The organism is Lentibacillus halodurans, assembly GCF_900112045.1.
Classification (GTDB): Bacteria; Bacillota; Bacilli; order Bacillales; family Amphibacillaceae; genus Lentibacillus; species Lentibacillus halodurans.
The window spans coordinates 128,873-140,791 of record NZ_FOJW01000010.1; the positions used below are offsets into that span (position 1 = coordinate 128,873).

The following is an 11,919-nucleotide window of genomic DNA, read 5'->3' on the forward strand; positions in this document are numbered from 1 at the left end:
TTCAACGGAGTGGCATTCAAGCGATACCTGGTTTCTCTGCCAACTTTTCTGCTAGTTACAAGTCCCGCCTCTTTTAGAATTGCCAAATGCTTTGAAACTGCAGTACGCCCCATTTCGAAATGAACAGTTAACTCATAAAGCGGTAAATCTTCCACATCCGCTAATAATCGGAGTAGCTTTCGTCGGTTAAAATCGGCAACAGCTTCATAAACATCCCTTTCCGTTCCTTTTTCGTTCAACATCACCCTCCCCTTAATCCTCCCAATTCAAAAAAGACACTTAATGGTGTCGTATTTGGGTTTAATAATACGACACCATTAAGTGTCGTGTCAAGAGTCCCCTTTATAAAATATTTTGTAAACCATCCACCTAAACCCATCCTTGGGGTTGTCAACTATAAAGTAATCATCAACTTGTTTATATTCCAACGAATTCACTCCTTTTAATAAAACAGTATATCTTGATTCAATATTAGCATAATTTCTTCGACAAATGACCAATATTAATGGGGCGCTTCCGTTGATCTTATTCAAGAAGCGCGCCCGATTGTTTCACAATATAACTTTTATACGCCTAATGTACGCAGAAGTAATGCGCCGTACCTTGATACCCATAAATAAAGAATGACAAGCATAAAAGCAAAACAGACCGATCTCCAAATATTATTTCTTCGCAAGAATTGAACAGGATATAAAATGCTCCACAACACCAATAAAATAAAAGCCGATAAAATAACTAAAACCAGAATATTAGCTATATGAAGTAGAACTTTATTCATCATTTCCTTCTATGACATAACAAAAGTAATCAACCATTTATTTTTTAGTAATGGTTTTCCACACCTTTCTTTAGCAATTGTATATGAATTGTCGTGTGAAATGGATTTGAATTTCGATGACTCTACAACCGCCTTGTATTATCATCATCAGCGATTATGAGATTAAATGTTTCAAGTTGCCCGCCTACACTTTGATATTTTGACGATTGAAGCGAGTGTCTGAAATTAATGTCAAATGTTCTATGTTCATTCGCATCAAGTTTCAATTGGTGGTCTTTCAAATTAATTATGTCCATTACATTGAATCTATTGTAATCATATTTTTGGTCTATTGAAACACGGAAAGTAACGGGATCGCTACTATGGTTCGCAATGGAGATTTTGCAATTGCCTTCAACAATACCTGAATCATTTGTATCATATTCACAATTGCTTCCGTCCTGTTGGAATTCTAACGCATAAATACCATTTGCAAAGATTGATTGATACACGTTTGCAAACAAGTTAGTCGGTATGAGGATCATCACAAGAAAGAAAACAAAAATCATTTTACCGCTGTATCGTTTGGCCAGAAAAAACAGACCTGTGATTAATAGTATAAGAGAAATAATTCCTGTGAAATGAAAACCACTATTACCATTAGACCAGGCAGTTACACCAATCAAACCAAGCAACCGATCGACACCCGGTTCGCTATATATGAATTCCCACTTAAATAAAAAAGCGAAGGCGAGCAACACAAAACCTGTGATAACAGATGATCTTGTTTGCTTTTTTTGATCCATCCTTATCCCTCCTCTTTCTTACTCAATTAAATGATCCTTAGGTGTACAAGCGCCAAGTTTATTTCGGATATGCGCCCGTAGCTTAATTATTATTCATTTAATTTCTTTTTTCATTTTTCTATAAGTATAAAGTAATGTAACCAATGTTACTGATACAAGTACTGTAATAAATGCAATCGATAAAAACAATGATATTTTATCTGAGAGTAATATCCATACTATTAAAGCCAAAACCACAGGAACTTGTACTAAATTCCACAGATATTTTTTTCTTATAAGTCCAATCCCAATAAGTCAAATATTCTCATCCAACTTTTGAACCAGTCCATAAAAACCCCTGCAACGAAACTGCTAATTAAAACCTAATAATTGGCAATTATCGTTCGGTATTATTCTCTCTACTTCCATTGTACTATTATTCTTAAATTATTTATAGACTACTTTTTCTAAAATTCGCATATTATACTATTATAAATAAATCAAAAAATATGAGAGGTGTATAAGTATGAATGACAAAAAAGATGTCTTAGATAATGGTCCTTTTTTTCATGGTACTAAAGCAGAACTAAAAATTGGAGATTTATTAGAACCACAACACTTATCAAATTACCAAGACAAAAAATCAAACTATATATACTTTACTGCGACATTAAATGCTGCTAAATGGGGTGCTGAATTAGCAACATCTCAATCAAAAGAAAGAATTTATATTGTAGAACCATTAGGTGATTTTGAAAATGATCCAAACGTAACTGATAAAAGGTTTCCCGGAAATCCAACACGTTCTTACAGGTCTAAATCCCCTTTGAAAATAATAGCTGAATTAAGTTCATGGGAGAGACATTCCGATGAAGAAATAAATCATATGCTTACATCTTTAAAAAAATTACGTGAACAAGGTAAAGCTGTAATATACGATTAATCCTTGAAATCTATAAAATCATGACATAAGAAAACCAAAAATCAAGCCCCTCAATAATCCTTGAGGGGCAACTTTCAACAAACTTGGCCTAATGCAATATTGGCGTTCTCCCTTATTAGTGAAATGCGCCCGATTGTTTAACAATTTTCTTCTCGATCCTCAATTACAATAAATCCTTATTTTTGTTTTTCCCACTATACTTCTGAATCAATCTTCTTTAATAGTTCATAAAACCAATTTACATTAACTTTATGGTGCGAAATGGAGTTTTCTAACATACGAACAAAACCCTTTATGAGTGTTGATCTATTTGCTAAAGCATCCTCTATGAGAGAAATTTTTTTCTCTGTTTGTTTAATCTGAACAAGAATTAGTTCCCTCATCTTTTCTTTGCCGAATTCATCTTCAAAAAGCATAGCACCATAAAAGGAAATATTTACATAATCCGTTTTTGTCCCATACTTTATCATTAAACGATTAAACTCTGTAATTCCTAAATCAGTAAGAATGTATTTATTTTTTCCCTCGATTCTGATTTCCCCACTTCTTTCAAAAGTGGGTTTATTTTCCGTTATATGGAAGTTCATGAACCGCTTTAAATCAACGTTTTTCCCTTTTAGGTTTCATGGGATTTTAACCGATTTTGCATAAAGGGTATTCAAGGGGTATTCAAAAAGGAGTCAAAATAAATATGCTGGCAGGCTATATATAGGAAAATTTTTGTTCAGTTCAGATTGTTTATAACTTTACTTTTATCTGACACAAATTCACTCTCCAAAGTCTAATTTAGATTGGTATGAAACACCTAATGTTACAAGTAAAAGAAGGAAAACAAACGAACCTATTATACCGATAGAAAAATTAAAAAAAGGCCTCAAAGCGAGAAACATCTGTTCACCAATACTACTGTATACAGCGACTGCGGTAGGTCGATGCATTTTAAGAAGAATAGAAAAGGGTATGTGTGTGGTAATTACAACAAACACGGATTTAAGGCTTGTAGCGATCATTTTGTAAAAGAAGTCGAATTATCAAACGCAGTAATACCAGATATAGAAAACCTTTATACAAAATTAAACAAGGATAATTACTACAAAAGATTAAGTGAAAAGGTAGAAAAAAACAAATTAAAAATTAAGGCCAAGATTAAAGAGAACAAAAAACAATTGGAAGCAAAGAAAAGTGATAAATCAAACCTTGTAATTTCACTTGCGAACGGCGTTATCTCTAATGAAGTTTATCAGTTGGCTGTTCAAGTAACAAATGAACTCATTTCTAAGGTAGAGAGTAGCAATTATATTCTCACTAAACAATTAGAACATCAAGACATTGAAAAAGAACTAAGTGAATTCAAAAAGTACTTAGATAAGTTTATTGGTTATAAAATACTAACTCCTGAAATGCTTCCTATGTTAGTTGATAAAATTGAAATTTATGCAGACGGAACAGCTAACGTTCATTATCGATTTAAAGAACCAACTAATCCATCAGCATAAACCAAACAATTTATTTTAATTCTATCAACGCACAGCACTCGACATGCCCTGTATGCGAAAGACGCCCCCTGTAAGGGGTTAAAGATACTCTGCCGTTAATCTGTGCGCTTGCAGAAAATAAGCTTGATTTCATCGCTCAAATCGAATGTAACTTACGATTCAACTGCACAAAACTCAAAATCTCCCGTTCGAATTATTTCGTTTTTCTGCCGGAATCCTTAGCAGGCAAATTCCCCCTTTAGCAAAGTTACTTGTTGGACAAAGCTGATTGAAATATACCTTTAGCGAATTTTACGACCATACTCCGAGGCAGTAAACGCGGCAGTTGAGCCATAATATAATTATTCCGTCCAACTATTATGTGGCTACGATCTTTTTTCACACCCTTAAATGCCGCGTTCACGACATCAATCGGCTCCATGCGCTTACCTTTCAAGCTTTCCGTACCGGATACAGCATGAAATGAGCTCTTCGTCTCTCCTGGGCATAACGCAACGATATGAACACCGCTATCTCTATACTCGGCCCATAATGCTTCCGTGAAAGAAAGAACATAAGCTTTCGTGGCACCATATACAGCCATGTACGGTGCCGGCTGAAACGCTGTCATTGAAGCAACATTGATAATAATACCTTCCTTCCTCTCAATCATGGAACCAATGAATTGATGAGTTAATTCAGTCAAGGATATTACATTGAGCTGAACCTCTTGATGAACACGGGTTGACGAGATTTGATTGAAAACCCCCATAGTTCCAAACCCGGCATTATTAATAAGTATATCAACTGTTAACCCGAGGATTTCAACTTCCCTGGCCACTTTCTCTGCAGCGTTAACTGTAGATAGATCAACCGAAAGAGGTACCGCATGGATTAAGTACGTTTTTTGAAGTTCTTTCGCAATTTGTTCGAGTTTATCCTCCGATCGGGCAACCAATATTATGTTACATCCTTTTTTGGCAAGTTCGGTTGCAAAAACCTTCCCTATTCCAGATGATGCGCCTGTTACCAAAGCTGTTTTCTTTGAAAAGTTCATTTCTGTAACCTCCATTAATTTTAAATGATTAAATGATTAAACATTTGAACATATTGTGCAAAAAAGAGCTCCTTACTTTTTGTGGGAAAGTCATGTATGTTCTTCAAACGATTTAGCAGGGTCATTGGATAAGCTTTCGGCAGCACGAATGACTGCTTTGAGCTGGTCTATAACCGAGTTCTCAAGGGTTAAGCTGTAGTAAATTTCCGTCTTCTCCTTCAAGGAGTCTAAGATGCCTGCTTGTTTAAGTATTTTTAGATGATGAGATATTGCCGGTCTGGATAAATGCGATTGCTCCACAACTTGTGCGACGTTCATTCGTTTAGCTATCATAAACATCATTAGAATATCTTGCCTTACGGGATCAGCAAGTGCTTTGAAAATATCTGTGGACTGACGAATCTCATGAAGAAGGGCCTGCTTCTTTTCTAATAGTGCGCTTCGCTTTTGTTCCTTCAATCCACTACCCCCAAACAAATGTTTAAATGTTTAATTATTTATATCCAATATAACATGTAGCTTTTAAAAAATCAATGGCGGCTCCACGCCGTAACATCCTGACCAAGCTAACACAGGGGGCCGCGACAATCGGGAGGTCGCCGATCCTTCAAAATTAGTGCACCCGCGATCTCCCAGCACCTCAAGGTAGTTGGAGCGAGCAGGGCTAACCGAACGTAACACACAGTGGCTGACCCTGACGATACGCACCGATCCTTTTGATGAGGTGTCAGCCCGGGTTAAGAAGCACCTCCGCGAATGGAACCATCGTTTCGATGCATTGGAAGAACACTTCAAAACCATGACCAACGAATAGCAGTAGATGGCGAGCAACCATAAAGTTTCAAGCTGTACCACTGCATACTTATTATTCTGAGTTTGACGGTTTAGCGATTCAGAAATCTGCATCAGATCAATGAATAGGTAAATACGGCTTTAATTGCTATTTCTTTACAAGAGACGCACAGCACTCCGTATGGCTCGAATAGTGATCGCAGACATATTGATGTAGTGGTGTTTACCTTATTTAAAACTTCTACCAAAGTCCATTGAAACTCCGAAGGGAATAACTGGGGGCGAGTATATAGTATTGAGTGGGACTGCTAACAACATCACTTATGCAATACTTCCTCGATTAAAAGCTTCAACTTTTCTACAAACTGTTCATGTTTTCGTCAAAATCTCTCTTGCTTCTTCATAATCAAACTCGATCTCGGGGAGTAGTCTGCATCTGCTCTTTTATCCATGAGTGTATTATAATGTTTGGTCAAATCGAGGGGGAGTTTCGATTTTTTGGCAAGCTTTTTGTTTACCCATTGCCTTGTGCGAGGGCTGAGTTTGACGGTAAGTTCTGGGGACAATACGCAACAGTGAAAGCCGCTTTGCCTTTCATCAGTGCTGAACTAGTTGAACGAGATACTGGGGGATTCACGGTCTACTCGACCTCTTTCACTCCATGAACGAGCGCTCGTTCGAGGCATCGTATTTTAGAATGTCCATTCCCATCCTGTTTCCCCACTTTTTTTAAAACGGCGCCGTCTTTTATCTTTCAAGATGGGCCGTCAGCGATTCTTGATCTTGCCATCGCTCTACGATCAGCATGCGTCCGGCGCGTGCATCTTCCAAAGTAACGGCATAAAAGAGGCACCCCTTTTCAGCTCTCGTGCTGGAAGCGATGACCTGAACGTCTGTAGTGAACTCATTCACATCAGACGTATTCAGGTGAAGGTAACCCATGAGTACAATCATTTTTGTTCATCCTTTTTTGCTTAATTAAATTGGCAAACTTCTTCAAAGCTCATTCGCGGTGCTCGCTCGTGGAACGTCGCAAAGTTTTGCGACGTTCCACGAGGAGTGCGACAATCATTCAGCTGTCGTTCTTACACGACCGTGAGCACAATCTTGCCTTGAATGTGCCCACCGGCGGCTCGTTCGTGCGCCTTGCGAGCATCGACAAGTGGAAACGTGCTGTCGTTGGCGACGCGAACCGTCCCAGCATCGAGCAAGCGCCCGAATTCCGCCAGCTGCGGGCCGTTCGAGCGCACTTGGGTCATCGAGACTATGACGCCCCGCTTCGCGGCCTCCTCGGCGTCGGGGTAGCCTAAAAACACCGGGAACAAAGCGCCGCCACGCTTGAGCGTACGCAAGAAACGACCAGTGGTGGGACCGCCAAGGGTATCGAGGACGAGGTCAACGTCATGCGCGATGTCCTCGGGAGGGCTCTTGGTGTAGTCGATGAATTCGTCGGCACCGAGCTCGCGCAGGAACGACTCATGCATGCCCGATGCCACCGCGATGACGTGTGCACCCTTCCATTTAGCCAGCTGCACCGCTAAGTGGCCCACGCCGCCCGCGGCACCATTGACGAGCACCGTCTTTCCACTGAGCGGCAACGGGCGATGCCTCTCCGGTTGAAGCGGGTTCGGTTCATTGTGCCCCAGCTCGATCAGGAACTGCCACGCGGTGAGGCCTGACATCGGCGCCCCTGCGGCGTGCACGTGATCGATGCCAGCCGGCTTGAGTGCAAGGTCCGACGCTGGCGCGGCGACGTACTCGGCATAAGCAGCGCTCTCCCCAAAACTAGGAAAGCGAACCATTCCGAAAACTTCATCGCCGACGGAGAAGCCCTGTACATCCGTGGCTACCGCCTCGATGACACCCGACACGTCCGACCCCAGAATGACAGGAAAGGGCACCGGCGGCCGCCACTCAGGAGGAAGATCCTTATACCCGTCGCGCAGGTACCAGTCGGGAGGATTGATGCCAACCGCGTGAACGCGGACAAGCACCTCACCCAGTTTCAGTTCGGGGATCGGCGCCTCCTCGTAACGCAGTACCTCAGGGCCGCCGAATTCGTGCAGCCGAATTGTCTTCATTGTGTCTGTAGACATCTCTTTCTCCTTTCACGCAGATGTGTTATCCTTACTTGAGCAGTGTTCCACATAAACGGATCAATGCTCCGTTTATTATACAGAGCACCGATCCGATTGTCAAGGAGGCGGCACATGCGAGCCGATGCGAAGAAGAACTATGAGCACATACTTGCAGTCGCGAACGTCGTTGTAACCAAGCACGGCGCCAATGCATCGCTGCGCGATATCGCTCGCAAAGCTGGCGTCGGGCTCGGCACATTGTATCGTCATTTCCCGACCAGAGCGGCGCTACTTGATGCATTGCTCCGCACAGGCTTCGACGAGCTGACGGCAAAGGCACGTGAGCTCGAAACTGCGAGTTCACCCGATGATGCACTTGTGTCGTGGCTACGTGACGTTGTTACATTCACGGGCAACTATCAAGGTGTTGTGGCAGCTATGACTGCAGCCATGGAGGACACGGAGTCCGCACTCCATGCTTCGTGCGTCACGTTGCGAACGGCAGGCACGCGGCTTCTCACTCGCACTCAGGCCGAGGGTCTAGCGCGAACCGACATGAATGGTGATGACTTGTTCTCGCTAGCTGCTGCGCTCGCGTGGCTCGGCGACCAGCCCTCGTCCGCGCCACGAGCTGAGCATCTCTTCAGAATTATCGCGAGTGCAATCTTGTCGAATAGAGCGAGCGGCGATTAAAGTAGCAGCCACAACCCTGAAGCAGGTTGCCGCGTGGCGGAGGTCGGCATTGGCACTCTCTAACGTCACTTCCCGACACGCGACGCGCTGATCGAGGCGGCCGCACAACTGATGATGGAGCGGGAGCCGGTGGCGACGCTCCGCGAATGGCTGCTGCTATTCGTGGATTTTCTTGACGCCAAGCAGGGCATGGGAAGGCACTGAGTACGTTGATCGGCGACCCAGATGCCCTCTACAGAGAAACCCCGGCCCGCCTCACCGCTCCTATTACGGCGCTGATTGACCGTGCAGTCAAAACGGCCCCCTCAAATTGCATTAGTAACTTACACATTTATCTTAACGTTTTATCCTCAACAATAATGACGCTTTCACGTCTTTTTAATAGCACTTTCACGACGTCCTCGGGTCAGATCTGCGATATTTAGTATGGTACCGATGTGAAGCATATCACTAGCTTTTGAGCTTACCGTCCACATCTCTGTCAAACAACAGCTTAGCGGGCGTAGGTCCTCCAAGTGCTGAGAATGTTGCTCTTACATTCATTTCCCCCTCTTTGAACCGGTCAAATGAAGGTTGGCTTCGTAGCGACTTTCACCGGTTACATATGAAAAATGGACTTGCGCGAGTACGAGTATAAAGTGTCATCTTTATACAAGGTTGCATGATCCACTTATGACCTCCAAAAAGGAGTGGCTTGTTGTAGATGCGATTTTGGAACGATGTGCAGGTTTGGACGTCCATCATTCTATCATCCTCATTGGTTTCCTGGTCCGCTGTCCTTTTTTTCAATCCATTTCCAAAAGACAACAATTTGGCCTTTCTCCCCTGTTTTCACTACGTGGTATGGTCTAACCCAGAAGGTTTGATTGCACTCGCGGCATTTATACCGCTCAATGGATCCGAGTTGGAGATCCTTTTGGTTCGGATGTAACAATCGGTCGGGTTAATAACGAAGGACAGGTCAAAATCGTCCAAGATTTAATTGATGATGCTAAAAATCGTGGTGCCGAGGTTATTCAGTTAGGAAAGGTGGTCAACCCCGAACTATTTGAAGAGGGCTATTTCATGCATCCTACCGTGGTGTTGGGAGTTGGCAATGACGCCCCAATTGTTAAGGAAGAACAGTTTGGACCCACGGTTCCGATCTTGCCCTACGATGATGAGGAAGAGGCTATTTCTTTGGCAAATGTCAGCATTTATGGACTGACTAGCTCAGTATGGGGAAAGGAAGAGCATGCAATCCATGTGGCAGAGAAAATCGAGGCTGGAACTACCATGATCAACACGGCTGCGGTTCAGGGTCTTGATGTACGTTTCCCATTTGGTGGTGTTAAACAGTCTGGCATTGGACGCGAATATGGTGCCGAAGGCAAAGAAGACTTGGAAAATTTCAGAAGAAAACAGAACAGACGCTCTTTCTGCGGCAGTTAACGAGGCAACACAGCGCTTTAACTGACAGTTATGTCGAAATTAAGCTTCAGTTTCAAGCCGCGCTGGATCAAATTTTTCCTGAATATCATCGCGTTTTTAGTAGCCTTTATGGCCGTCTCTCTTTGAACACCTTACTGCATTATCCAACTGCTTTTGATATTCAAAAGGCTAGCCACCAAGAGTTGGCTACTAAGATGCGACAATTCGGAGCGAGACGTTCCTATGCATGGTTTTTGGATAAAGCATATCAACTAAAGGATGCGGCGGAACATAATCCTTTTCAACATCCTGTCTGTCACGGTCATCTTGTCAGCTTGCGGATGTACATTCAGATGCTTTTTCAATACCAGGTCACCTATCCAAGCTAGAAAAAGAGATAGATGCCCTGGCCCAAAGCTTTAAAAATTATAGATTGGTTCAATCGATCCCCGGTATCGGAGATAAGATTGCGGCCACAATCATCTCCGAAATCGGTGAAATCAATCAGTTCAACCACCCCAAGAAGTTGGCTGCTTACGCAGGATTGGATCCAGAAGTTTTTGAGTCAGGCAAGTTTAAAGCCACCAACAACCACATCACGAAAAGGGGATCCTCAAGATTGCGTCAAGCCCTTTATTCAGCCGTACAATGCGGTTTAGCCAAACAACGGAACACCAAAATCAGGGCTTTTTATCATCGCAAACGAAAAGAAGGTAAACCCTTCAACGTGGCTGTGATTGCTTGTACGAATAAGCTCGTTCACTGGATTTATGCCATGTTAAAACGTCAAGAAGTCTTTGTGAATCAATAGCAGCAATATTAGCAACTTTACATTCCATATACTTCCATTATGAATGGAAGGCTATTTGGCATGCCCAAATTTAGTGTAACATGTTTTTTTGAACTTTTTTAGGCCTGATTGTTGACAGCTATTGGCTGGTATTGCTAAACAAAGTTGCTATCTTCATATAGTGCTTATAGACAAGGGGGATTCTAACAGACGTATCCCCATGGAGTTATCTGCTGTTTAGCATGGTAACTGAAGATGAATTGACGATGGTGCCATTTTTAAATCAGCGACTGACATTCGTTAAATTACTTCCCCATTCTCCATTTGGGGTTAAATAACTTATAATTCTATCCTCAAGTAGATCACCAAGAACTTCCTCATATTTTTTTCGATAAGGCTTTGGCAATTCTTCCTGTAACCAACTGTCTTTTGTACCTTGCCAGATTTCATAAATTACAAGATCATCTGGTTTTTCAATATCATCGCTTATAATAGCATTTATAAAGGTAGGTTCATTTGACATCACGTCAACAAGTGAATAAAGTGATTTTCGAAAAGCTTCTTTTTTACCTGCTTTAACTTTGAAACGAATGTTTAAAACAACTTGATTGGCGTAGCTAGTCATAGTAATATGCAACCCCTCAAAAAATTTATTTGGAAATAATCCCATTAAGCCCATCTCTCAGTGTAGTAGAATGCGTTTCCTTATTCCACAAAAGTGCCTATGCTAATGCAATACCCTTCTTCCATTAATCCCAGCTAACAAGAAGTCAACCCCTGAGACTAAAAAAGTTTCTAAGAACATGATACAATAAATTCGCAACGACAAATAGCCTTCCCAATCGGAAGGCAATAAAGAATATTTGTTCGTATTGTTCCTAAGCTTCTACAAAAGCTTCTTTTCGCTTAAGCATGTAAAAGATCCAATGAATCAGCTTGTTCATGCACGCCCCCATTACGACTTTATGCGGTTTGCCTTCTTCTCGCTTGCTTTGATAAAAAGCGATAAGTCTCGTATTTCGTGATTTACGCAAACCACATAAAACAGCGGTATACAAGGCTTGACGCAGTTTACTGGAACCGCGTTTGGTCATGCGATTTTGCGTGGCTTTGAATTTTCCTGATTCATGAACCCTGGG

The 11,919-nt window shown here is 42.0% G+C and carries 11 protein-coding genes and 3 pseudogenes; 5 read left to right on the forward strand and 9 right to left on the reverse strand.

What is annotated here, in order from left to right:
• Nucleotides 1-53: 53 nt before the first annotated feature.
• Nucleotides 54-242: pseudogene (locus tag BM195_RS18630) on the reverse strand (ArsR family transcriptional regulator); the annotation flags it as partial.
• A gap of 658 nt (nt 243-900) precedes the next feature.
• Entirely contained in the window at nt 901-1,563 is a 663-nt protein-coding gene (locus BM195_RS12970) for a hypothetical protein (protein WP_090238978.1), read from the reverse strand.
• Nucleotides 1,564-2,068: 505 nt separating this feature from the next.
• Between BM195_RS12970 and arr the strand changes: the two genes are divergently transcribed.
• Nucleotides 2,069-2,485 (forward strand): NAD(+)--rifampin ADP-ribosyltransferase, encoded by a 417-nt coding sequence (arr, locus tag BM195_RS12975; protein ID WP_090238981.1) that lies wholly within the window; start codon nt 2,069-2,071, stop codon nt 2,483-2,485.
• 194 nt (nt 2,486-2,679) lie between these two features.
• Here arr and BM195_RS12980 read toward each other — a convergent pair whose 3' ends face one another.
• Nucleotides 2,680-3,072 carry a hypothetical protein gene (locus tag BM195_RS12980; RefSeq protein WP_244535763.1) on the reverse strand — a complete coding sequence of 131 codons (393 nt, stop codon included), beginning with the start codon at nt 3,070-3,072 and terminating at the stop codon, nt 2,680-2,682.
• A 345-nt stretch (nt 3,073-3,417) separates the two neighbouring features.
• Here BM195_RS12980 and BM195_RS12985 point away from each other — a divergent pair, with 345 nt between their 5' ends.
• On the forward strand, nt 3,418-3,981 hold the full coding sequence (locus BM195_RS12985; RefSeq protein WP_090238985.1) for a hypothetical protein: 564 nt from the start codon (nt 3,418-3,420) through the stop codon (nt 3,979-3,981).
• A gap of 247 nt (nt 3,982-4,228) precedes the next feature.
• On the opposite strand, the gene BM195_RS12990 is transcribed toward BM195_RS12985, so the two are convergent.
• From BM195_RS12990 to BM195_RS13015, 4 genes are all read right to left on the reverse strand, one after another.
• Entirely contained in the window at nt 4,229-5,017 is a 789-nt protein-coding gene (locus BM195_RS12990) for an SDR family NAD(P)-dependent oxidoreductase (RefSeq protein WP_090238988.1), read from the reverse strand.
• 90 nt (nt 5,018-5,107) lie between these two features.
• Nucleotides 5,108-5,476, reverse strand: a complete 369-nt coding sequence (locus BM195_RS12995; protein WP_090238991.1) for a metalloregulator ArsR/SmtB family transcription factor — start codon at nt 5,474-5,476, stop codon at nt 5,108-5,110.
• Nucleotides 5,477-6,556: 1,080 nt separating this feature from the next.
• Entirely contained in the window at nt 6,557-6,763 is a 207-nt protein-coding gene (locus BM195_RS13010) for a putative quinol monooxygenase (protein ID WP_211772928.1), read from the reverse strand.
• A gap of 131 nt (nt 6,764-6,894) precedes the next feature.
• Entirely contained in the window at nt 6,895-7,905 is a 1,011-nt protein-coding gene (locus BM195_RS13015) for an NADP-dependent oxidoreductase (protein ID WP_090238997.1), read from the reverse strand.
• A 114-nt stretch (nt 7,906-8,019) separates the two neighbouring features.
• Between BM195_RS13015 and BM195_RS18885 the strand changes: the two genes are divergently transcribed.
• From BM195_RS18885 to BM195_RS13035, 3 genes and pseudogenes are all read left to right on the forward strand, one after another.
• Entirely contained in the window at nt 8,020-8,580 is a 561-nt protein-coding gene (locus BM195_RS18885; RefSeq protein WP_090239000.1) for a TetR/AcrR family transcriptional regulator, read from the forward strand.
• An 891-nt stretch (nt 8,581-9,471) separates the two neighbouring features.
• A pseudogene (locus BM195_RS13030) lies at nt 9,472-9,951 on the forward strand (aldehyde dehydrogenase family protein); the annotation flags it as partial.
• Nucleotides 9,952-10,801, forward strand: a pseudogene (locus tag BM195_RS13035) (IS110 family RNA-guided transposase); the annotation flags it as partial.
• 262 nt (nt 10,802-11,063) lie between these two features.
• On the opposite strand, the gene BM195_RS13040 reads toward BM195_RS13035, so the two are convergent.
• Entirely contained in the window at nt 11,064-11,450 is a 387-nt protein-coding gene (locus BM195_RS13040) for an antibiotic biosynthesis monooxygenase family protein (RefSeq protein ID WP_244535764.1), read from the reverse strand.
• Nucleotides 11,451-11,658: 208 nt separating this feature from the next.
• On the reverse strand, nt 11,659-11,919 hold a 261-nt coding region (locus BM195_RS13045; RefSeq protein WP_139224004.1), incomplete at its 5' end, for a transposase.

Bases quoted from the DNA above. Each gene is read 5' to 3' on its own strand.
- BM195_RS13040 (WP_244535764.1), bottom strand. From the start codon at position 11,450: ATGGGATTATTTCCAAATAAATTTTTTGAGGGGTTGCATATTACTATG.
- BM195_RS12990 (WP_090238988.1), bottom strand. From the start codon at position 5,017: ATGAACTTTTCAAAGAAAACAGCTTTGGTAACAGGCGCATCATCTGGA.
- BM195_RS18885 (WP_090239000.1), top strand. From the start codon at position 8,020: ATGCGAGCCGATGCGAAGAAGAACTATGAGCACATACTTGCAGTCGCG.
- BM195_RS12980 (WP_244535763.1), bottom strand. From the start codon at position 3,072: ATGAACTTCCATATAACGGAAAATAAACCCACTTTTGAAAGAAGTGGG.
- arr (WP_090238981.1), top strand. From the start codon at position 2,069: ATGAATGACAAAAAAGATGTCTTAGATAATGGTCCTTTTTTTCATGGT.
- BM195_RS13015 (WP_090238997.1), bottom strand. From the start codon at position 7,905: ATGTCTACAGACACAATGAAGACAATTCGGCTGCACGAATTCGGCGGC.
- BM195_RS12985 (WP_090238985.1), top strand. From the start codon at position 3,418: ATGCATTTTAAGAAGAATAGAAAAGGGTATGTGTGTGGTAATTACAAC.
- BM195_RS13010 (WP_211772928.1), bottom strand. From the start codon at position 6,763: ATGATTGTACTCATGGGTTACCTTCACCTGAATACGTCTGATGTGAAT.
- BM195_RS12970 (WP_090238978.1), bottom strand. From the start codon at position 1,563: ATGGATCAAAAAAAGCAAACAAGATCATCTGTTATCACAGGTTTTGTG.